This window comes from Pseudoalteromonas sp. SG45-3, from assembly GCF_014164075.1.
Classification (GTDB): Bacteria; Pseudomonadota; Gammaproteobacteria; order Enterobacterales; family Alteromonadaceae; genus Pseudoalteromonas; species Pseudoalteromonas distincta.
The window spans coordinates 192078-215038 of record NZ_JACJEN010000002.1; the positions used below are offsets into that span (position 1 = coordinate 192078).

The window sequence follows — 22961 nt, forward strand, 5'->3', positions numbered from 1 at the left end:
CATCCTAAAAATAGATCACTTAATTAAGCGAATTGATATTATTTACAAACTTAATCACTAAGGACAGATATGAAAGCTGTAATTCCAGTAGCTGGCTTAGGGACGAGAATGCTCCCTATGACAAAAGCTATCCCAAAAGAAATGCTCCCAATAGTCGATAAGCCTCTAATTCAATATATTGTCAGCGAATGTGTGTCCGCTGGTATTAAAGATATTGTGTTAGTTACGCATAGCTCTAAAAATGCAATCGAAAACCACTTTGATACAAGTTATGAACTAGAAGCGACTCTTGAGAAGCGTGTTAAACGAGCTTTATTAGATGAAATTCGCTCTATTTGTCCAAATGATGTAACTATTATGAGTGTACGCCAAGGTGAAGCTAAAGGGCTAGGGCATGCTATTTTATGCGCTAAACCAATAGTTGGTGATAACAACTTTGTTGTGCTCCTGCCTGATGTGATACTTGATGCCTATACTGCGGATCAAGAAACTGAAAACTTAGCGGCCATGATTAAACGCTTTAAAGAAACTCAAGCAAGCCAAATAATGCTTGAACCGGTAGCTAAAGAAGACGTTAGTAAATATGGTATTGCGGATATTAATGGGGTTGATCTAATGCCCGGTAAAAGTGCTGCAATTAAAGCAATGGTTGAAAAACCTGATGCAGATTTAGCGCCTTCTAATCTAGCTGTTGTAGGGCGATATGTACTGAGTAAGAACATTTGGCCTCTACTTGCAAAAACGTCTGTAGGTGCTGGCGGTGAAATACAACTTACAGATTCTATTGACGCATTAATGGCACAAGAAACCGTTGAAGCATTTCATATGAGTGGTCGCTCTCACGATTGTGGAGACAAGTTAGGCTACTTAAAAGCAATTGTTGAGTACAGTCTGCGAGATGAAAAGCTAGGTAATGATTTTTCAAGTTTTATAAATGATTTGAATTTACCTTAATACAGAGCGTATTCTTCGTTCTATGGTAGGCTATTTTGAGCTACTAAGTTAGCCGTACTTTTTATACCTAGTAGTGTAGGCTACGTAGTACGATTGTTACTTATTCTGTATTAATCTTTTCAAGGAATTACCATGATTGAGCAAGGCCAAGAATTACCAGCAGTGACGTTAACGCAATTAACTGACGACGGTATGCAATCTCTTACAAATAAAGAATTGTTTGAAGGTAAAAAAGTCGTGTTATTTGCAGTACCTGGTGCGTTTACACCAACGTGTTCAAATGCCCATTTACCTGAATTTATTACCCTTGCTGATAAAATTAAAGCAAAAGGTGTTGATGCTATTTACTGTGTATCTGTTAATGATGCATTTGTTATGAAAGCATGGGGTGACTCACAAAACGCGCAAGAAATTACAATGCTTGGGGATGGCGATGGAAGTTTCACTAAATCTTTAGGGCTTGATAAAGATACTGCTAGTTTTGGTGGTATACGTTCAACGCGTTACGCTATGATTATTGAAAATGCGCTAGTAACAGGTTTATTTGTAGAACAAGACAAAGAGTTTGTTGTAAGCCGCGCAGAATCAGTACTAGAGAAGCTATAACAGTAATAAAGTGTAGATTTTAGCTTTAACTAATCTGCTAGTTATTATTGAAAAACCGATGTTGGCAACAACATCGGTTTTTTTATTAAAGGCCCAAACTTTAAATTACGGTTGGTATTGCCCGCTAAGCGTTAAACCAGAGAAAGTGCTATAAGCGTTAACGCTTAAGTGCCAAGTACCTGCTTGTGGATTAGTAAATGTACATGTTTCTGCATTGCCATTTTTATAAGGGCGGCAATCGTATGAGCTTGCTGTTGGTTGGCTACCGTATTTTACAAATAAATCAGCATCGCCACTGCCACCCGATGTTGTTACTGTAAACGTAGTCATTCCAGCTGGTACATCTAACGTGTAATGTTTCCACTGCCCAGTATTGGCTGACACATCGCTTATAGTGCCGCCACCTGCTTGTGGAGTACCTGAACCGCCACCCGATGATGAACCACCAGTAATATTACCTACTAAGCTAACAGCTGAATACGCAGAGTAGCCGTTAAGCATTACGTGGTAAGTTCCCGCAGTAGGGTTATCAATAGAACACTCTTCGCTATTACCGCCTTTATATGGACGACAATCATAGGTAGTAGTTGTAGGTTTACTGCCTGCACGTACGTATAAATCAGCATCGCCAGTACCACCACTCATAGTGAATGTTACGTTAGTTGCACCGCTTGGTACTGTCATCGTGTAAAATGCTTGTGCATTTGCAGCCCCACTTAAACCTGTTTTAGCTTCACCATTAATAAGCTCGCTATCGCCACCGGTAGGTGGAGTAGTGCCGCCACTTGCTGCTGCAACAGCTGCGGCAGCATCAACAATACCCGTACCACAGCTAGTACATGTTGCAGGGAACGAACGGGTAGTTGATTTTAAAATACTTTCTATTTCGTCAGGCGTTGCATCTGGCTTTGCTTGCTTAATAAGTGCCGCAACACCTGCTACGTGGGGCGCAGCCATTGATGTACCTTGTGAAAAGCCATAGCTGTCGCTTGAAGGTGTAGACGAACCTGAATTGTAAGTTGATAGAACGCCTTCAGAGTCGTTTGCAAAGCTTTGTGCGCCACCTGGTGCTGCAACATCAATATTGCTACCGTAGTTTGAGTAATAAGCTCTGCCGCCATTACGGCCCACTGAGGCTACGTTTACTACACCGTTACAGTTACCTGGGTTGTAGTTTGCTGAGTTATCGTTATCGTTACCTGCAGCAATAACTACCACAGTGCCGTTACTACGTGCTGTGTTAATTGCATTTTGAGTTGTAGAGCTACATGAACCGCTCCCACCTAAACTCATATTAATTACATCAGCAGGGTTTGAGTTAGCAGGAATACCTGAAACACTTCCACCAGATGCCCAAATAATACCGTCTGCAATATCAGAGGTTAAACCACCACACTTACCTAGTACACGAACAGGCACTACTTTTGCGTTATAAGCTACGCCTGCAACACCTTCACCGTTATTGGTTACCGCAGCAACTGTGCCTGCTACGTGCGTGCCATGCCAGCTAGAGTTTTGTGCACCGTTAGTACCACATTCATTCGCAGCAACTGCATCACCAGGATCACGTGCATCGCTATCGCGACCACCACCGTCATTAGCTACCGAAAGGTTAGAGATCATATCGTAACCCGGTAAAATATTAGCGTTTAAATCAGCATGAGGGCGGTAGCCCGTATCTAGTACAGCTACAACTACACCGCTACCCGTTGCGGTATCCCATGCGGTCGGTAAGTTTAAACCACCGGCTTGCTCGTAGTAGTGCCATTGGTCATCAAAACGTGGATCGTTAGGAGTTGAAAACGGCTTTAGCATTTGATCCACTTCAATGTATTCAACATTGCCAGAATCAACCATTTCTTGCATAAACTCTTGGGCCTCAGCCGCACTTAATTTTTTATCAGCACGCATTACGTGATGATTATTAAGTGCCATTGCACGAACGTATTTTGCTTTTACTTTGCCTTTTTTAGAAGCGAAGTTTTTAACAAAGCTTTGTGCGCGCTTTTTCATGCTAGCTGGGCTTGCGTCTGCAGTTGAGAGGCTCGCCATTTCGTTATTATTTTTATATTTAATAATGAACTGAGTTTCGAAACCGCCTTGGCTTTGTAGTTTAGCCGATGTTTCAGCCATTGAACTTGAAACTGATTGAGCCATGCCAGATGTTGCAGCAAAAAGCGTACTAACTGTAATTGCAATTGCGCATCTTTTAAAAGTTTTACTTGTTGTCATAATTATCCCTAGATTTTTATTTATTATTTCGTGATGTAGGATCACGATGCGGGAACAAAAGTAAACGATCTGTTAACTAGGTTAAAATATCAATTTATTATGTACCTCTTTCATTTAGTTATAACTCAGGTTTTTAGCGGTTTACTCGTTGTTTAGTATTTGTCATATAAATTAAAAATAAGTATAAAGGGTTGGTTTATTGTGCGGGTAATTATTCCCGACTTATTACTGATGCGTTTTTGTTGTGTTATTGCTAATAATTTAAATGCTACGTTGTTAGCTATCAAACTTTGCTATAATCGGAAAAATTTTTTAGTAGGGTAAAATAATGAGTCAAGTAGATGTAATTGTAATAGGTGCGGGAGCTGCAGGATTAATGTGTGCAGCGCAAGCTGGATACCGTGGCCGAAGCGTTACAGTACTTGATATGGGGAAAAAACCAGGTCGTAAAATTTTAATAAGTGGTGGTGGGCGTTGTAATTTTACAAATGAAAACGCAACCCCTGATAACTACTTATGCGCAAATGCTCATTTTGTTAAATCATGTTTAAGTCGCTATGCACAGCATGACTTTATTGAGCTGGTAGACAGACATGGCTTGGCGTATCACCATAAAACACTAGGTCAGCTTTTTTGCGATAACAATGCACAAGACATTGTTGATATTTTACTGACCGAATGTGAGTGGGCCGGGGTAAATATAAAACTACGCAGTGAAGTGATCAGCGTATCAAAAACCGAAACCGGCTATAGCGTTACCACAGAGCAAGAAACCTTAAGCTGTGAGTCGTTAGTTATAGCATCAGGTGGCTTAACTATGCCAAAACTAGGGGCTACACCAATAGGTTATAAAATTGCAGAGCAGTTTGGCTTAAGCGTGTTACCAACTATGGCTGCACTTGTGCCGTTTACTTTGCATCAGCATGATAAAGAGCGTTTTGAAGGGCTCTCGGGAATTAGTATCCCTTGTGAAGTTTCAAGCGAAGACGGCACCGTATTTAAAGAAAACATCCTCTTTACTCACCGAGGGTTATCGGGCCCAGCAATATTGCAAATAAGCTCATTTTGGCGAGCAGGGCAGGCTGTAACTATAAACTTATTACCTGAAATTGATTTAAGGCAGCAACTTGCTGATTGGCGAGAAACGCAAGCCCAAAAGTCCTTAAAAAATAGTCTTGCAACTATTTTACCTAAACGCTTTATAGAAATACTGCACGAAAGCAAAGCGATACCAGATTGTAATATTAATCAGCTTACCCATGCTCAAATAAATGAGTTAGTAAATTATATTCATGCGTGGCAAATTAAACCCAATGGCACAGAAGGTTATAGAACAGCAGAAGTAACATTGGGCGGTGTAGATACCGACGAGTTGAGCTCAAAAACCTTTGAAGCTAAAAAAGCTAAAGGCCTATACTTTATAGGCGAAGTAACTGACGTAACAGGGTGGCTTGGAGGCTACAACTTCCAATATGCGTGGAGCTGTGGATTTGCTTGTGGGCAGCACGCTTAAGTTGTGTAGAGACAATAAAGTTTGCCCGTAAGCACTAAAGTTTGTCCGTAAGAGTTTTTTCAGACAATAAAGTTTGCCCGTAGTGAGGTTTGCCACTATGCTCTATTTAGTTAAGCGCATTGGTAAAAATCATGTCCAGAGGAAGAAAACTAGAGTCTGTAAAAGACTATCAAAGAGCCCTAAAAAGTAAATATGGTATAGGAGAAGGCTTTAATTATAAGCCATGGCTTCGTATTCAGGATGTCAAATCTCATGGCATAAGAACATTGATTTTTGGACGAAAGTCTCAGCGTGAACATCATATGATGTCCTCAATTGAGTCTGAGCTCTTCTATTTGGCAGAGTTTTCTGACAGCGTTGTTGATATAAGAGAACAATTTCCTATCCTGCCACTCAATTATACGCAAAAAGTGGCAAGTGTGCTGGGTGTTAAGTATCCAACCCACCCTAATACCAAAGAACCTATAATTATGACTACGGATCAATTACTCACTATTGATTCTACTCAAGGTATTTCATATCACGCCATTTCAGTTAAGCCAGAAAGTGAATCGAATAAGCAACGAGTATTAGAAAAAATTGACATTGAGCGAGTTTGTTGGGAACTGCTTGGAGTTAAGTTTAGCTACTTCACCGGCAACGAATTAACCAGAACTCAAAGTCGTAACCTTGACTGGGCATCAGCTCCTTTTCGTGAAAACCCAACACGTTTTTCTAACGAACAGATAAGTAGTGCTCTAACAATTATAAATGTAGGGCAGGTTTTTTTCGAAGATCTTTGTAATAAACTTATTTCAATGAATATAGCGACACATGATGATTCTCAGTTACTTATTCGTTATTTAATTGCAGATAAATATATTGATGTGGATCTATCTTCAAATATTCCTGAGTTAGGGATTATGAATGTAAAATCTATTGCAGTTATAGGTAAAGGTGTTATGAATGGAACTTCCTAGAAACAGTGTATGGGAGTTTAAAGACTCCGACTTAGCCGAAGATGGTCTATACCGAATTTTAGAAATTATGCTTGATGTTACATCGATCATTCTATTTCCTTTGAATACTAAATCTGTCACTACTCGCCCTTTTGCTATCTCAATTCAAGTATTTACTGAACATGTAAAAAGTCGAAATGCTAGTAAAGCAGATTTTAACCTTCCCAGTTTTCTTTTAGTTGCAGAGGAAAATATCGCAAAAGAACATATTACTCGTAGAGATAAAAACTATTCTCTAATTGAAGGAATTATTTCTGATCGAGTTTTTATTTTTGATTATGCAACTAAAAAACGCGTTTCACATCTTGCAAAACATGCGAAAAAAGTGGGGATAGATCGAAAGGCATTATCTCGCCTTTTAATGCAATATTGGCGTTATGGGCAAGATAAAATGGCTCTTTTACCAGCATATAACAATAGTGGTGGTTTTGGGAAAGATAAGAAACCAACCGATAAACCACTAGGTGCACCGAAACAGCCAAGAACGATGGCAGTTGAAAGGTCGGTTAAATATATAACGACTGATATAGATAAGAGTAAGTTTAAGAAAGCGCTAAAAAAGTACTACCTAAAACAGGCAGGTTTGACGTTATCAAAAACTTATAAAAATATGCTAATAGATAGTTATGCTGATGAAGTACGCATTGCGAATGCATGTTGTAAACCGCCAGTAGTTCCTACTCTGAAACAATTTAGCTATTGGTCAAATAAAATACTTACGAAAGATGAGCTTATTAAAAGTAGATGCACGGAAAATGATCATCTAAGGAATAAAAGAGGTTTACTGGGTAGCGTAATTCAAGATAGCTATTTACCCGGGGCCCATTTTGAGATCGATGCAACGGTTGCTGATGTTCATATTGTCTCTGAGCTTGGCTCTCAGTATATATTAGGCCGACCAACAATTTATATCGTCGTTGATAGGGCTAGTCGAATGATAGTTGGAATGCATGTTTCACTATTTCATGCTTCATGGCGAGCTGCTAGGCAAGCATTATCAAACTGTTTCCTACCTAAATCTTGTTACAGTGAAGAGTTTGGTGTAAATATAGATGATTCAGAATGGCCTTGCTCGCACATTCCAAAAGATCTTGTCTGCGATAATGGTGAAATGATTGGCTTACAGCCTAAGAAAGCGTTAAACCCGATGACTAAGCTTTCTTTCACCCCTCCTTATAGGCCGGATTGTAAGGGAGTGGTTGAGAAGCGCTTTGATATTTTAAATAAAGAAGTTATTCATGAATTTTTAGGTACCACTAGAGGTGGTAACATCATCAGGGGGAGTAGAGATCCTAGAAAGGATGCTATTTATACTTTAAAAGAAGTGACTGCTGAAATAATTAAAGCCGTTTTAGAGCATAATAAATCCATATTTTCTGACTTAGCTTTTTCTAGTCCGTTACTAGTTGAAAATGACTTATCTCCAACTCCTATCAATTACTGGAAGATCCATCTCGCTAAGCATAAACATGAACTTCAAGCCGCTCTACCTCATGACGTTATATCCCGCTTACTTCCCCCTACACAAGTTAGTATGACGCGCAATGGAATTCACTTTAACGGGTTGTATTATTCAAACAAAGAAATTGAAGAACGTAATTTAGCATCTATAGCTAGATCATCAGGCCAATGGAAATTAGAAGCACGAATTGATGAAAATACAACTAATCACATTTATGTAAAATTAGATAAAAATAAAGATTTTGAGCTCTGCTATCTATCGCCACGTAGTCGCATGTTTAAAGATAAGTCGATGTATGAGTCTGAATTTATACAAGACTGGTTAGACTCAAAGAAAGAATTGACCCCTATAAGTGTTACCTCTATAGATGATCACCAAAGCCGTCATCATGTGACTAAAAACGCTAAAGAACGAAGCAACAATGCTGAAAAGATAGCGTTTTCCGAAAAAACGAAGAATGTCCGCCAAAGACGTGAGGATGAGTTGCAAGCAACAACGAACGTACTCCAGCCAAAAATACAGAGTAATAAAAATATCGATACGACATTATCAGGAAACAGTTCTGCTAAAATCGTTTCTTTACCGGTTGGTAGAAAGAGAAAAACAAAAGGAGGCTCATCATGACAATAATTCAAGCTACATACCATGATGCAATATTACCTGAACAAAAAGGTAACCCCTTAATTGAAGCCCTTCCTCCTAAACTTCCTTGGCAAGTTGTTATGACTGTATTTTGTAATTATCCAGATTATGCTGAAGAAGTTTCTGAACACCCAAATCCATTAGTAAGAGAAGAATATCTAAATAGAATAGAAGAACTCAGACAACCTCTGACCGACTATGAATCTTGCTTCAGAGCAATAGAAAGAGCTATTAAAAAAGGATACTCAGCAAAAAATCCACTTAGCCCTACTACCGCACAATATTTACATTATTTAGTTGATGAAAGGCCTGAAATTGAACCAAGAACTGGCTTTTTCCAGCCTAAAGGCGAGGGTTTAACTCTTATTGGTGAAAGTGGTGTAGGTAAATCGTCAATGCTTGAGCAAGTTCTTAATTATTTTCCTAATGTTATAGAGCATGATTCATACAAAGGTTGTTCATTAACAGCATTAAAACAGGTTGTTTGGATAAAAGTTGATTGCCCAAGTAATTCTAGTGTAAGAGATTTATGTGAAGAAATTTTATCAGTATTAGATCTTTCATTAGGTAGAGAAAAAACTAAGCCAGCAGGAACAATAGGTGCACTTGTTCGTCAATTAGAGCAGTGTATTAAATCTAGCTTTCTCGGGATGCTAATTATAGATGAGATGCAAAACTTACAGTTTAAACGAACAGGTGGTGAGAACAATCTGCTTAAGTTCTTACATCGATTAGTAAACAAATTAGGTGTGCCGCTCTTCTTTATTGGAAATCCCCCATTTGATCAAACTTTAATTAAAGAGTTGAAAGCAGCTAGAAGAGCTGAAAGTGGATACCATCACATTATGTCTGTGCTTGCTCAGGACAGTGATTCATGGCGGGTGTTTATAACTCAACTTTGGAATTATCAATGGACTAATGTTTATACAGAGCTTTCGGAAGAGCTCAACGACTCATTACACAAGCTTTCGGTTGGAAATATAGACATGGCAAGCCGGACTTATCGAGAGGCGCAGCGATTAGTGATTGGAAGCAGTGATGAGCGGCTAACCGTATCAACACTCGAGGCTGGCAATGCAATAGCATGTGGTTTATCCCGACAAACGATAGAGATTCATGAACTAAAAAGTGTAATTACTTTACCGATAGGGAAACAGCGACGTAGTACTAAAAAAAATCAGATAGAAGGAGTGAGTACTATAGATAAAACTGGCGATATTACTAAACCGCAACATCCAGAATTTGCGGGTCAACTGATTGAATTAATAGGTGCTGTTGATTTAAACGACAGAGTAAAGGTCTCCGATATATTTCAACAGGCCAGCGGTTTAGAAGATCCAATTAGTTTTTTTAGACAAAAAAAGATATTGCTTGAAGATCCTTTATCTGAGTTATTTTAATGTGTTTGAAAAATGTACAGGAAGTCTGTTTATAGTCTAATATTTCTATATTGTTTAATTTGTAACTCAAGATGAATGCAACTTCCTTTACCTTATCCAGATGAAATAATATTCAGCCGTATTGTGCGTCACTTTACTTTGAGTGGCATGACTTGTGAAAATTATTTATCTGATGTATTTGGTAACCATAAAATAACGATTCACCCTTATTTAACAGCGGGCCTTGAACAAGTCTGTAAATTTAGTCACGAATTACCAATTGAAGTTTTAAAAAAGCAAACATTAGCTCCTTTATTTATGCATTTTTTGCCATATTACGACTCAATTATTTCGGATGCTTTGATATCTAGTAAAGCAAGCGAAGCTGTTCGCGCTTGTCAATTAGCTTGTGTGCGTGAAAAAGAGCAAATCTCTATCAAGTTTTGTCCTGAATGTGCTAGAGCTAATGCTAAGGAATTTGGTATATCTTATTGGCACAGAAGTCATCAAATCCCTGGTGTTGAATCCTGTTCCCTGCATCGATTTAAGCTAGAACATTTTCCGTTAGAGAGTCGCTCTAGATTAAACTATTACTTGCTTCCCCCTTTAAATATTAACGCTAGACCAACTAACCAGCTTAGCTGTGAGTTTGCTCAATATGCCTACGAAGTATTAACTCAAGTAAGTCACGGTAGTAAACACTTTGATTTACAAACTTTTAAAACGCAGCTTCAAAAATACGGATATGTTACTGATAAAGGGAGTTATCGTAGAAGAATGATTTTACAAAGCTTGTATCCATTTTCTCAAGAATTAATTTATGATATTAGCGCTTTTTTTCCTAGCTCTGCTAAAGACTATCGGTATATTTCTTATTTACTATCTGGAAAAGTCACTCAGCACCCAATTAAATATCTAGTATTAGGTTTTTGGCTTTCAAAAAAAATATTTAAGAAAGCACAAAGTGATATTTTACCGATTGAATCAAAAGCAATGACACAGGTAGAAACTCAATGCATTTCTTTATTAAAGAAAGGTGACTCAATGGCAAGTATTAGTAGGGTTACAAAAAAAAGTCGTTGCTATATAAAGAGTCTTGCATTGAGATTTAATCTTTCGGTTAACCTTAAGCCGAGATATATAACAGAACGGGTAAAGCAGAGAATATTGAATCTTGCTAAAAAAGGTTTTCACCGAAAAACTATTGCGGCATTTTTTCAAATATCTTCAGGAAGCGTCGAGCAAATAATCTCCTCTGAACCTAATTTAGTTAAAAATAGAAAGCAATTTAGATATGAGTCCAAAAGACGTAGGTATAAAGTAGAAATACTAAAATTCGTAAGGGCTAACCCCTATTCTATTAAACAGGAAATAAAGAAGAGTTGCTATGCTGCTTATTATTGGCTTTATGAAAATGAAAAGCAGTGGCTATACCTAGTTTTACCTCCACCCGTTAAGCCAAAAGCTCCAGCAAGGATTAATTGGGACCAAAGAGACAAAGAATTAGCTCCTCAAGTAGAAGCGATACTGAACAAGTCTAAGGCTGCTTTTTCTCGCACAAAATTAGATAAAGCTATTGGAGGGCATGGGTGGTTGATTAGGTATGCAAATAAATTACCATTAACGATGTCTGTGTTTCAAAAATTAAATAAGATGTTATCTACTCATAAGTGATCTTTATATGTTACTAGCTTTATCAATAGAAGGTATTAACCGAAGTTGAGTGCTAATTTATTGTTACTTTATTCTCTATTAGTGAACCCTGTTACCACTTCTAATTTCTACACTATTGAGTGTAGTTATAATAAAAAATAAGTGTTTATTAGAAGTTTAAGAAGAGGCATTCCTACATAAGTTTTAGCAATTACCCAATTTTACTAAAACTGGGTAGGCTACATAACCTCAATATAACGATCGCCCCCGTTGTAGCAAAAGAAAAGCTTAATTCATAGTCTAGCCTTATGAGTCAGGTTCATCTAGCTTATAGGTGCTAAAAGCAAGCTTCTACAGGATGATTGATATTTTTCTTAACACTAAGGCTAGCGCTTTTAACGTTGGAAGTACTCTACTACTAATTGGATCGTTTTCCGATTTGTAAGCAAGTTCTGAGGAGTTTAGTTCGTTTAATTTATTATTAGCAACAAGCTAATCTTAAATTAGCTTGTTGCTAATAAAAACTAGTGAGTAAAAAAGATTTCGTAGCTTTAAAGTTAATCTTCAAAAAATATTGTGGGGATTCAAGAGAATTACTGCTCTTACTATGTTTAGGGTGCTCTGCAAATCAATTTATCTTAGAGATGACTCAAGGTAAAAACCTAAAATAATATGAGATTAAGGGGGATTTACAGGGAGAGGTTTAGGAAGAAACCGACAAGCTAATTTACTTATTACTGAAATGGTTCACATTGAAAATGTAAAAAACCGTCTAGATTGCATGGTAGAGTTCCATTTAGTAAAGAGATACTGGGAAGTAACAGTTTTGATGTACGCTGAAGATGAGTCAGTTCAAAGTTGGGTATTTAGGCTCGCATTATTATCAGGCGAATATAAATATAACAGTTTAATAGGTATTGATGGAAAATGGTATTCTACCCCAAGCTTGGTAAAAGGATGTGCCTTTAATTTACATTTGATACCGGACTTGGATTTACTTCGTTTCTTAAGAAGATCGGGCATTGCTAACAAAAAAGCTAGCATGTTTGATAATCCCGTGGATTATATAGATCAAATGTCGATTATTAACCCATCAAATAATTCTAGTTCAAACGCAAAAGGAGAGATCACTATTAGGTTTTGTAAGGAGTGTATTGCGGAGTCTATTAAAAAGAATGGTTATGGGTACTTTAAAGCTGAATGGTTGAGTAAAATATATTGTAGCAATCATGGTATAAACCTTATTGAATTAATAAGCAAAAATCGAAAAAGCGTAGTCAAGGAACTCTTGCAAGCTTTCGCCGGAACTCCAGTAATTCAGAGTCAAACTAGCGTAGCTCTAGATAAGGATAGTCACCAGTACAGAGAAGCGAAGACAGATTTTTCTTATCATATAATGCCTTGTCTTCTAAATGAATTTTATATGTGGGCTTCAAGAAAGAGTGATGATGCATTGTTAAAGTATGAACATTTAGATTTCTTTTATGTAAATGGAGTTAGAAAAAAGATTTCGGATGAATATCTACACTATAAGTTCATCTATTTTCTTGAGTACTACCCCAAACAGCTAAAAGAGTTCTTGGATAGAACTGTAGAACTGAAAGAGTACAAGTTTGGTTTTCGACAAAAGCTATCTTTAAGTGAAACGTTAGCTAAAAGTAGAAGTAAAAATTGCTCGAAATGCTCAGATTGGAGGAAAACAGGTTTTTGTCCAATAGAACCAATTCTAGTGACAAGACTCAAGCATGAGCACAGCACTCACTGTAAAACAAATGCATGTGATTTTTTTCTTAAATATCGTACGCATTGGTATGGATAATATGTACTAATTCAGACTTGCTTACAGCATCTAGCTAGCATAGCAGTCTGATAACCTTGAGCCACTGCTGCCATGATGGTGCATATTAAGCAAGTTGTCGTTAGCTAGACGCATACCCAGCGTTTAGGTGGTACTCCCTCCTCATTCAATGAGCGGAGGTTTATAGATACACAAATTTCGAGCAATACACTGTTTTATTCAAGTAAATTGATTAAGGAGCAAATGTCAGAGATTGAGAGTTAAGGAGCCAGCCAATAAACGAGAATATTAAAAGAGTTTATCAAATATAACTTGAACATGTTTTAGTTGAATATTTATCTTAATAGACTGCAGTCAGGCTTTGAGCTTAACCCAATCTCTTCATATCCCTTTAAGGGCTTATCAGAAAAATTCTAAACTAATCCTTCATAACTGTCACAGGTAAAAAGAAAGCTATATCAAATTTGAGCTTTAAGCAGTAAAGCCATATCTTAACTCGTTTATTATTTGCTTTATCAATTTACGGCCTAAGATGCTACTTAAAAAACGCCGAGGGGGCTGATAATAAAATTGGATGTGAGGCGTTGATAACCAATGATTCCATAGATCTATACTGTCGAAATACTCAAGCGCGAACATGCTGACTCTTGCAATTTCGAGAGCATTTTCACTAACTTGTTTATTCATTCGTTTACTTTTTTTGTAAGATAATGAGCGCTTTGTTATGTTTAATGCTTCAGCCATGTACTCAATTTTCCAATGGAGTGAATAAGCTAGTGCAAGTATGTCTTCTGTTGTGACACCTGAAAGAAGAAAATCAATTTCCGTCATAGGGCTTGAAAGTGCTGTTAATTTGCCATTTGATATTACATAAATTAAGTCGGTATTAGTTTCTTCTGATGGAGCAATTTTCATCTTTAAATTAACTTGTTGGCTTTAAACAGTAATACTAGTAATTGATGGCTATATCTTCAAGCTTGACTGTTAGACGTTACTTAGCCCCCTAAAATCACCTGAATTCTAAATGCATTTGCTTCACGGGTAAAACTTTAACAATCATGTGTGTTGCTGCACAAGCACTTGGCTTGCAGATTATCTGCAAAGTGAATTAGAGTTGAGATAATTCTAATACACGCATGCTCAAATTTTGAGAAGTAGGATACAGTCAGCTCATTTTAGCTTATAACCAGAATTGGCTTTATAGCAAGAGTATTAGTTACCAGTGCAGATAAGAAGAAATATTTGAAACGCAAATTGAGTAGATCAATAAACTTTTAATAGCTAGGTTTTAACTACGGGCCAGAACAACAAGGCTGAAATGCAAAAGTGAGTAAACAATAAACTCAGCCCACTACTTTGGGTTAGTAAAGCTTTTAGGTATTCAAGAATAAACTTCTCGTGTGCTTATTGTAATCAGTTACACTGTGGTTTGAATTCTTGCTAAAGCCCAAAAGCTAAAAATTATAAATAATTACATGGAGTTTAATATGTCTACCGAAGCCAAGCTGAGTCAAATCCGGAATATTTCCGACTTTCCAGTACTCGAAAGATTCGCTTCAGTTTTATGGAGAAGTGATAATTCTTTCCACGGTGCGGCTGTAATGGTCGGTGCTGGCTTTAGTCGTTGTTCAGCAAATAGTGGGGACGCAACAAAGAAACTTCCTCTTTGGTTTGATTTATCAAACGTTTTACAGAAAGAACTAAAAAGTGAAGGAACAGATCCTTTACGAATTGCTGAGGAATACTCAGCGTATTTTGGTAAACAAGCTTTGAATGAATTAATAAAAAAAGAGTTGAATGATTCTGCCTGGTTTCCTGGGCAGTTGCATAATGAATTATTAGAACTGCCTTGGACTGAAGTATTAACTACTAACTGGGATAGCTTATTAGAAAGGGCTTCGGATAGACTCCAAGAAAGATTTTATAACTTAGTTAACCGCCAAGAAGACTTATCAAGTGCTCGCTCACCAAGAATTGTTAAATTACATGGTACAGTTAATGTAACTAACGAGCTGATATTTACACAAGAAGATTATCGTACATACCCTGCGAGCCATGCTGCATTTGTTAATTTTGCACGACAAGTTTTTATAGAAAATGAATTATGTCTTATCGGTTTCTCTGGTGATGACCCTAACTTCTTACAGTGGGCTGGTTGGGTTAGAGATCATTTATCTAACAGCGCAAGGAAAATATATTTAGTTGGAGCTTTAGGTTTAACAGCTGCAAAAAGAAAATATCTAGAATCTATGAATATTGCACCAATTGATTTAACTGAATTAGTTACCCAATATGATGATATAGATTTAAAGCATCAAAAAGCTTCGGAAATTTTTTTAGCAGCCTTGAAGGCATTGAAACCAGAGCCTATATGGAATTGGAGGCCATCAACTTTAAACTATAAAGCAGGTGTAAAAGAGAAATTATTAAGTTTAATGAAAGATAGGAATGAGTATCCAGGATGGTTAATCTGTCCTCCTATTTTGCGTTCTATATATATTAATCAACTTTATGATAGTTCATTTTCAACTCAGGAAGCCTTATTAAAGTTAGAAGATGATACTCGTGTGGAGTTTCTGTATGAAATAGCTTGGCGCCACAAGATTACGCATAAAGTAACTCCAGAATGGCTTGCTCTAGAAATGTTGAAAATCTGCAATCCTGCAAAAAAAAATGTACTTGCTAAAAAGCAACAGTTAGAAATTGCTGTTCATATTCTTAGAAATACTCGTTGGTCAAATGAAAGTGAAAGTTTCTACATTACAGTTACTGATATTATTAAAAACAACCATATTTTCAGTTCAGATAGCCTATTTGAAATGTACTTTTTTCAGGCCGAATTAGCATTAAAGAAATTCCAGTATAAAGAAGCTGAGACCACTGTAAGTAAACTGATTCCGGTTAACCCATTACAAAAAATTAGAAAGGCCCAATTACTTGCTGAACTAGGCTATCATGATGAAGGTAAACAGCTGATTGTAGATGCTTATAGGGAGCTTTTAGGTCAATTTAGAAATAGCCCTCACTCAATATATTTATTATCGAGGCTACTAGTTGCTGAGTATTTACATAATAATATTTTACTTAACTTTAAAACAAATAAACTGACCGAAGCCTCGCGAGAAAAACAATGTGATGTTTGGGCTCTTTTTGAGCAGCTTAGAAATAAAATAAGAAAGACTATCGACAGCAAATTAGAGGGTCAAAGAATTGAGGTATTATTTGAGCCTGGATCTTATAAAAATAAGCCTAAGATAAATAATTCAGAAATTCATCCAATGCTTGATCTCCATGCATTGACTAGTGTTACGGGTATCCCGATAAGATGGGATGGTATGAACTATATGGTTAGTGAAGCTTCAGATTTAGCTTCACTTAATGAGTTACCTATCGAAGAGCGCTTTTACCTAGCTATAAATGCTGCAAATAGTGAAGAGGATGTGGTTATAGAGCGAACATTCTCAAGACTTCAGATGGCAAATATTACTCAAGAAGAAAGTAACCATCTAATCTCGAATTGCGAAGGTGCAATTCAATATTGGCTTACTAAATTATCAGAACAATCTAAAATTGGGCATGGCAGAGCATTGACTCGGCTCCGTATATTTATCGAAGTGCTAGCTAGAGCGTCTACAAGAGCAACGCCTGAGCAGGCAAAAATCATATTAAACATGGCCTTAGGCTTAGGGGGACGTAAGGAGTTACATCATTTTTGGGTTTTCAAAGCATTAAACCACCTCATTAACTATTCACTAGAAAGTATCCCTGTATCAGAACACGCACAATTACTTTTGAATGCTTTGAACTTTCCTCTTGTAACAGAATTGGAGTTCAATGGTCCCGAGCACGATTGGCCAAATCCGATAATTAGACATTTAACCAATAGGGTTGATAGCTTTGAGCTCGATGCTCGCATAAATAAAATTATCGATCAGATTACTCCAAACTCAAAGCGTAGTTCCTATTCAATTGAACGACTTATACCCTTAATTAAAAATAGATTTTTAAGAGAAGATGAATTGGATAGAATTGCAGATAATATTTGGAAAGAGAGCCCCGACTTTAGGGTTTTACCTGAGTTAGGTTTGCTAACTTGGGTATTATTAGAGTTACCATCAAGAGATAATGAATGTGTTAGAAGTTTAGTTCGTGCACACCTTTTCCAGGCTAAGAAAGAGCACTTATTTGATGAAGACATGCTTTATGACCTAATTAGTGCTGCAGAGGGGGTTCAGGAGCTTTGTAGTGAAAAAGAAGCCTTGATTTATTTCGATCATTTTATTAATTGGAGGCCTAAGATTGAAAAAAGAATAGAGTCCAATCCATTTGAAGATAAAGGTCCTAGAAGTTGGCTTATTGCAAAAGTAATTTCTAAATCTATTATGCCTGTTTTGCCGAAATCAGCACTTAATCAAGAGAATTTCAATAAGATACTACAATTTTTTTCTGAAACCCAATTATCTGAGATTTTGTTAGCGTTACCGTATTTCTCTAATATTTCAACTCAAACTAAGAATGATGTTCAAAGGGCTCTTTATCAAGGCTTATTAGATTCTAATGATGATATGGTTCGTCAAGCTTCGTTTTCACTTTTACAGTGGTGTCGCAGTGATGGCTGTTCAAACATTTCAAACCTTACTTCTCAAATGATAAATGTTATCAATAATAATAGAACATCTGCTTTGCCAAGTTTGATATGGGTAGCAAGAGAAATGTTTAGCGATAATTTTTTGAGTCAAACCGATATTGAAACATTAATTGATTGTATCCCCAGAGTCTTTGATAGTACGAACTATAGCCTCGCATCGCATACAGAAGATAAGATAGTGAATATATCATTACTTAGATCTGAATGTGTGAAGTTATCAATTGAAACTATAAAAGGCACGAAGCTATCAGATGATAGATATGAAGACTTAAAACGGGTCATAAATGAGGCAAAAGATGATGCACTACCTGAGGTTCGTTTTGCTGCAAGTGATGCTAAATAGAAGGTTTCAGCTAGCTTGAGGTTAATTAGGTAAAGTGCTTTTGAAGTAACATGGATATCGCTATTTATTAGCGAATAGCATTGAGATAAGTGTATTCAACTATTTAAAGCTTGCCTTACGAAAAGCAATTTCATATTTTTATTACGCTGGAGTTTTACCTGTAAGTTTTAATCGTTTATTCCTCATGGTAGAAAAAGCTCAGTGAATCATAACTTTGAAAGGACTCAATGTGTCTGAAGTTAAAATAGCTTGGGGACTTGGCGCTGATGGTGTTATGCGTCACATTTCTGAGGTTAATAAAGGAAAAGCCTGTGACTGTATATGTCCCTCAGTAAATTGCTCTAGTCCACTTATTGCAAATCAAGGCTCCAAAAAAGCACATTATTTTTCACATACAGCTCATACAAGGTGTGGTGGTGAATCTGCATTGCATCTTGCTGCAAAACAAGTATTAGAAGATTCAGCGTCTGAAAACTTACATCTTATTTTACCTGAAATTCATGGTACTTATTCTTCTACAGACATGGCTGGAGAAACAGTTGAGAAAGCGCTTGTACAAGTGCCGAACTTTCAGATGGTAAAAGCTCAACAAGAAGTTAAGCTGAATAATGATCTAATTGCTGATGTTGTAAGTCAATCAACTAAAGGCGAAAGTTTAGCTGTGGAAATTTTTGTTACTAACGCAAAAGATGAGGTCGGAGAGCGTAAGTATAGCGCTGTTGATGTCGACGCCATTGAAATTGATTTAAGCGTATTGCCTTGGAACGTAGACCGTAACGAATTGAAAGCGTTTATATTAAAAACAGCTAATCGAAGATGGCTTCATTGTAGAAAGAAAAGTCAACTAGAAAAAAAATTAAAACTACAAGTCGATAATGAAATTATTGAAATTAATCGGCGCTATCTTGCTAATTTGTACACTATAGCAAAATCACTGAGCACTAATCTTAATATCCCCAACTTCACGTGGCCCTCTCTTACCGTAAATAAGGAGCTTTCTAATTCTGAGCGATTTATCGTATCTAGAGAACCTAAGGTTACGCATTTTAATGACGATTGGTTACCGTTTAAATATGGTTATAAAGGGACGGCTGTTGTTGAGAAAAAAGTAAATATAGATGTCGTACTTTTTGTAGTAAATAACCTTCGTCAAGTAATGACTCATTCAAGTCCAACTTTACTTATTAGCTATGACGAACAGATGAACATTGATAACTTGCAGTTTAATCTTAGGTGGAAAAACATAGATACTTGGCGAGAAAAGCTTGAGAAAATTGCTAATGCTGAATTAATTAAAAAAGAACAAGAAATAGTTAATCGAACACAAAAACGATCTGCTTTTGTTCAATATTTTAAAAATGCGAACGAAACTGTAAAAATGCAAATTCTGTGTAAAAAGCTAGGTTTAAGGCAACCTGAGCAATTTTCAAAGTACGTCTATTGCTGGAACTCGTCTTGGGATGTATGGCGTACCGTTGTGTGGGTCTATAAAATTCATTGCAATAAAGGTTACATAATTGATGCAAACGATATCGCGAGTGATCCTTGGCTGGAATCTCTGTTGGGTTTCTCAATAGATTATGAAGCTTATGAATCCCGTAGAAAAATGGTTGGCTTTTGGCTAAAAAAACTATTCGAGTTAGGCTATTTAAAAAGAGTTGGGTGGACTAAATATGAAGTGGAAAGTAGCCAGTTGAAAAGCTTTTTACCCTGGTCATACATAAAGTAATTGTGGTGCGTAGTACATAATTAAGCATAGGGTTATCTATCACTTCTTTTAGTATTAGTAGCCAAATACTTTCAATCTGATTTAGTGGCAATTAGAGAAGTAATTATTCAATCTTATCTTAAGTAAATTTGCGACTAATATATTATTTTTGCAAATAATTGCTTGTGCTTTTAAAAGGGGAAATGTTACTAATGCAGTATAATAATAAATTAAAAGGATGTAATTTTGTCTGTAAATCTTACTTTTGCTGTGATCCATCAACTTGTTAAAGAGCCGCGTGAGCGGTTAATGCCATCTGTAATAGTTGAAGATGTTTTAGATTGCTCTTTAGAAACGGTGGATACTTTAGTTAAAGATGTTATTAAGCTTTATGGTACTAGAGATAATAATGCAGTATTTGGTACGTTTGGTAGCGCAGACGAGGTAGGTGTCTTTCCGAGGCATTTTGAGACCTTTCTTAAGGAAAATCATACTGCTGAAAGCTTCCTAAGCCTTACTAAAAATGCAATGAGATCCCTTGAAGTAAAGTCTAGGGATGTAAACTTTGCTTCCGGTGGTTATCTATTGTTTTCATTGTATGAAACCGGAGGGCAGCAATTTTTAATAGTTGCAATGATAAAACAAAAGGAAGGTCTACAACTAGATGAAAATCTAGTCCCCATAGGAATTATAGAGCTTGACCTTAATAAGCTACACCAAGCTGCAAAGATTAACTTCTCTAAATATGCTCAATATCAAAATGCTGGGGAAGAAGAGCAGCAAGAGCTGAGTTACTTGAGTTTTGTTAGTCCGAAGTCTAATCAAAGTGCATCAGGCTATTTTATTAAGGCTTTGGGCTGTAGTAAGGGGATAGCCGCTTCTTCGGCTACAAGCGGTTGTATTAGCGGTATTACTAGTTTTTTCCAATCTAAAAATGAATTAAGAGAGAGTAAATCAGAGGCAAAAAAAGATGTCATTACTTACCTTCGAGGGTGTATTAGTGAAGATAGGCAGGCAACAATCGGTGACGTCGTTGGCTCAGTTAGACCATGTTACCCGTCGAGCTATGATGAGGAGGACAAGGTAGTTCTTGATAATGAATTAACTGCTCTTTTGAATAGTGATGAATATCAAGTCCCCTCTGCTTTTGTAGTGCATGAGTCTACCGTTAATAAAAAAGCAAGAATTAAGGTAAAGTCTGATAACTGGCAAGCCCAATTAGAAAAAAGCGCTCTCGGAGTGACAAGTGACGCAGAAATTCATTTTGATAGGGAAAATAGAAAGCTAACATTTAATCGTTTAAGTAATGAGGCTATAAATACTATCACAGACAGGTTAAGAGACTAATAGTGAGCACACAAATTACTGCTTTAGAGAAAGTAGTGTCTTTATACCGTTTGATTGGCTGTCCGCGAGTTGAAAGTGGAGCATTTACTGCCGAAATAGAAGTTTCCCCAGAGTTGAAGTGTGCAATGAGCAATTGCGAGGAACTATCAACATCATATGGTGAGTTCGATGAACTATTAAAGAATAATAGTGTTGATATATCTTCCCCTTCTGAAATTTCGGAAGGAGATACCATTAAACTAAAATGGAAAATCGCTACAAACGGTTCTGTTTTATTTTTTAATTCTTATGCTGATCTACTTGAAAATCATAAATCTGTATTCCGAGGAGAAAACTTAGATCAATTCTACATTGCTCAGGACAACGTTTTATCAACTGAAGACGGAGAAAATTCGCGCCTAGCAACCTTAACAAGTGTTGTTAACTTAATTTCATTACTTTCAAAAATAGCTCATTACCATGATGAGAAAACAAAAGAAGATGTCTTTAGGTTGGTGTTTATACTCACGGAAAAAGATACTCATAAACCATATGTACTGAAAACTTTATTCCAAGAAATAGATCTATCTATTGGTGCTATTGACTTATCAACTCTCAATGAATTAGTTGAAGCTCAAGATGAAAACTATGCACATTCATCTGAAAAGCTTGGAATATTTCGCTTTGCTCTTGCAAATGTCATTTCACAATGTCCTCCAAGCGATAATGAATTTAGCTATTTATTAAAGCATTGGAGTGAATTATTAACTGAGTACAAAGCTAGTTTTGATATATATATTAGTGGCTTCTCTTTTAATAAGGTTCGGACTGAATTAGCTAAGGCTGAAATAGAGCTTGCAAGTTCGTTGTCAAAAGTAATGAATGATATTACGGGAAAGCTTTTTGGTATTCCAATATCTTTAGTTGCTCTTATTTCGATGCTTAAGCTTGAATCTATACTTGAGAATTTAGTGCTTGTATTTGGTACCTTGTTGTTCAGCCTAATAGTCAGCGGGCTTGTTAAAAATCAATTGCTATTGAGGAAAAGTATTAATATAGGCGCTGATTTAACCTTTAGTACTTATAAAGTTGAAAAGGCTAGTTACCCTAGTGATTTAAAAAGCTGCTTAAAACGCTCTGAGAAAACCTTCAAAGCACAGTCTAGCTTCTTGCTTTTAGGATTATGTTCTGCGAGGGTTATAGCCTGGCTAGTAACTTTTATTGCGGTTTATATATTCACTGAAAAATATGGTGATAGCGGCCATCTATGCAAAGAACTTATAAGCTTTGTGAATTATTTAATTGCTCTGTTTTAGTTTCGTTATATTGAACCTACAATAGGTTTGTTATAATCATTTGAATTTATTGGTATTTTTATTCATTAAAACAATGCTACAGCACTATCGTACTCCGTTAGCTATTCAGCTCTTATTTGTTTGCCTAATATTAATGCAGTGGTTGCATTGATAAGGAGAAAAGTATGATTAATCAATTATTAAAAATAATAACTAAGGTAAAAAGTACTTGGTTAATTTTGCCTGAAGTTAAAGTAAATTCGCCACAGCTACTGCTAAATTTTCAGTTAGCTCGTATAAATAGCGATTTGTTATTTCATCAAAAAGCAAGCGTAATTTGATAGAGTATACATTCTCTTATGAATCACATGGTCAAATAAACTTAGCAATATCTTCGTGGTTTA

General features: G+C 36.5%; 15 protein-coding genes. 13 read left to right on the forward strand and 2 right to left on the reverse strand.

Annotated features, from left to right (window positions below; genetic code table 11):
* Window positions 1-69 precede the first annotated feature (69 nt).
* Both galU and H5126_RS03305 read left to right on the forward strand, forming a co-directional pair.
* The gene (gene galU / locus H5126_RS03300; RefSeq protein ID WP_165744542.1) at window positions 70-954 is read left to right on the forward strand and encodes a UTP--glucose-1-phosphate uridylyltransferase GalU; all 885 of its coding nucleotides are present in this window, start codon (window positions 70-72) and stop codon (window positions 952-954) included.
* A gap of 132 nt (window positions 955-1086) precedes the next feature.
* Window positions 1087-1560 carry a peroxiredoxin gene (locus H5126_RS03305; protein WP_024594812.1) on the forward strand — a complete coding sequence of 158 codons (474 nt, stop codon included), beginning with the start codon at window positions 1087-1089 and terminating at the stop codon, window positions 1558-1560.
* A 105-nt stretch (window positions 1561-1665) separates the two neighbouring features.
* Here the strand turns inward: H5126_RS03305 and H5126_RS03310 are convergent, their stop codons facing one another.
* The gene (locus H5126_RS03310) at window positions 1666-3792 is read right to left on the reverse strand and encodes a S8 family peptidase (RefSeq protein WP_154903589.1); all 2127 of its coding nucleotides are present in this window, start codon (window positions 3790-3792) and stop codon (window positions 1666-1668) included.
* Window positions 3793-4120: 328 nt separating this feature from the next.
* Here H5126_RS03310 and H5126_RS03315 point away from each other — a divergent pair, with 328 nt between their 5' ends.
* The 6 genes from H5126_RS03315 (at window position 4121) to H5126_RS03340 (ending at window position 13258) form a co-directional block, all read left to right on the forward strand.
* A complete protein-coding gene (locus H5126_RS03315; RefSeq protein WP_182720047.1) occupies window positions 4121-5305 on the forward strand; it encodes an NAD(P)/FAD-dependent oxidoreductase in 1185 nt (394 codons plus the stop codon).
* A 131-nt stretch (window positions 5306-5436) separates the two neighbouring features.
* Window positions 5437-6264 (forward strand): TnsA endonuclease N-terminal domain-containing protein, encoded by an 828-nt coding sequence (locus H5126_RS03320; protein ID WP_182720048.1) that lies wholly within the window; start codon window positions 5437-5439, stop codon window positions 6262-6264.
* Window positions 6251-8389, forward strand: a complete 2139-nt coding sequence (locus H5126_RS03325) for a DDE-type integrase/transposase/recombinase (protein WP_182720049.1) — start codon at window positions 6251-6253, stop codon at window positions 8387-8389. Before H5126_RS03320 ends, H5126_RS03325 begins: the two co-directional genes overlap by 14 nt.
* Complete coding sequence (locus tag H5126_RS03330; protein ID WP_182720050.1) at window positions 8386-9807, forward strand: ATP-binding protein; 1422 nt, start codon at window positions 8386-8388, stop codon at window positions 9805-9807. The genes H5126_RS03325 and H5126_RS03330 overlap by 4 nt, the downstream gene beginning before the upstream one ends.
* 75 nt (window positions 9808-9882) lie before the next feature.
* Window positions 9883-11460, forward strand: coding sequence for a TnsD family Tn7-like transposition protein (locus H5126_RS03335; protein WP_182720051.1), 1578 nt, complete (start codon window positions 9883-9885; stop codon window positions 11458-11460).
* A gap of 808 nt (window positions 11461-12268) precedes the next feature.
* Window positions 12269-13258 (forward strand): hypothetical protein, encoded by a 990-nt coding sequence (locus H5126_RS03340; protein ID WP_182720052.1) that lies wholly within the window; start codon window positions 12269-12271, stop codon window positions 13256-13258.
* Between the two features lie 450 nt (window positions 13259-13708).
* On the opposite strand, the gene H5126_RS03345 is transcribed toward H5126_RS03340, so the two are convergent.
* Complete coding sequence (locus tag H5126_RS03345) at window positions 13709-14152, reverse strand: MbcA/ParS/Xre antitoxin family protein (protein ID WP_182720053.1); 444 nt, start codon at window positions 14150-14152, stop codon at window positions 13709-13711.
* A 572-nt stretch (window positions 14153-14724) separates the two neighbouring features.
* Here H5126_RS03345 and H5126_RS03350 point away from each other — a divergent pair.
* From H5126_RS03350 to H5126_RS03370, 5 genes are all read left to right on the forward strand, one after another.
* Window positions 14725-18228, forward strand: coding sequence for an SIR2 family protein (locus H5126_RS03350; protein WP_182720054.1), 3504 nt, complete (start codon window positions 14725-14727; stop codon window positions 18226-18228).
* 229 nt (window positions 18229-18457) lie between these two features.
* On the forward strand, window positions 18458-19957 hold the full coding sequence (locus H5126_RS03355; RefSeq protein ID WP_182720055.1) for a competence protein CoiA family protein: 1500 nt from the start codon (window positions 18458-18460) through the stop codon (window positions 19955-19957).
* A gap of 225 nt (window positions 19958-20182) precedes the next feature.
* Window positions 20183-21283 (forward strand): nucleoid-associated protein, encoded by a 1101-nt coding sequence (locus H5126_RS03360; RefSeq protein ID WP_182720056.1) that lies wholly within the window; start codon window positions 20183-20185, stop codon window positions 21281-21283.
* A 2-nt stretch (window positions 21284-21285) separates the two neighbouring features.
* Window positions 21286-22578, forward strand: a complete 1293-nt coding sequence (locus H5126_RS03365; RefSeq protein WP_182720057.1) for a hypothetical protein — start codon at window positions 21286-21288, stop codon at window positions 22576-22578.
* Between the two features lie 164 nt (window positions 22579-22742).
* Complete coding sequence (locus tag H5126_RS03370) at window positions 22743-22898, forward strand: hypothetical protein (RefSeq protein ID WP_182720058.1); 156 nt, start codon at window positions 22743-22745, stop codon at window positions 22896-22898.
* Window positions 22899-22961: the final 63 nt, after the last annotated feature.

What these genes read in the sequence shown, in the direction of transcription:
- galU (WP_165744542.1), top strand. Translation starts at nt 70, where the DNA reads ATGAAAGCTGTAATTCCAGTAGCTGGCTTAGGGACGAGAATGCTCCCT.
- H5126_RS03305 (WP_024594812.1), top strand. Translation starts at nt 1,087, where the DNA reads ATGATTGAGCAAGGCCAAGAATTACCAGCAGTGACGTTAACGCAATTA.
- H5126_RS03310 (WP_154903589.1), bottom strand. Translation starts at nt 3,792, where the DNA reads ATGACAACAAGTAAAACTTTTAAAAGATGCGCAATTGCAATTACAGTT.
- H5126_RS03315 (WP_182720047.1), top strand. Translation starts at nt 4,121, where the DNA reads ATGAGTCAAGTAGATGTAATTGTAATAGGTGCGGGAGCTGCAGGATTA.
- H5126_RS03320 (WP_182720048.1), top strand. Translation starts at nt 5,437, where the DNA reads ATGTCCAGAGGAAGAAAACTAGAGTCTGTAAAAGACTATCAAAGAGCC.
- H5126_RS03325 (WP_182720049.1), top strand. Translation starts at nt 6,251, where the DNA reads ATGGAACTTCCTAGAAACAGTGTATGGGAGTTTAAAGACTCCGACTTA.
- H5126_RS03330 (WP_182720050.1), top strand. Translation starts at nt 8,386, where the DNA reads ATGACAATAATTCAAGCTACATACCATGATGCAATATTACCTGAACAA.
- H5126_RS03335 (WP_182720051.1), top strand. Translation starts at nt 9,883, where the DNA reads ATGCAACTTCCTTTACCTTATCCAGATGAAATAATATTCAGCCGTATT.
- H5126_RS03340 (WP_182720052.1), top strand. Translation starts at nt 12,269, where the DNA reads ATGTACGCTGAAGATGAGTCAGTTCAAAGTTGGGTATTTAGGCTCGCA.
- H5126_RS03345 (WP_182720053.1), bottom strand. Translation starts at nt 14,152, where the DNA reads ATGAAAATTGCTCCATCAGAAGAAACTAATACCGACTTAATTTATGTA.
- H5126_RS03350 (WP_182720054.1), top strand. Translation starts at nt 14,725, where the DNA reads ATGTCTACCGAAGCCAAGCTGAGTCAAATCCGGAATATTTCCGACTTT.
- H5126_RS03370 (WP_182720058.1), top strand. Translation starts at nt 22,743, where the DNA reads ATGATTAATCAATTATTAAAAATAATAACTAAGGTAAAAAGTACTTGG.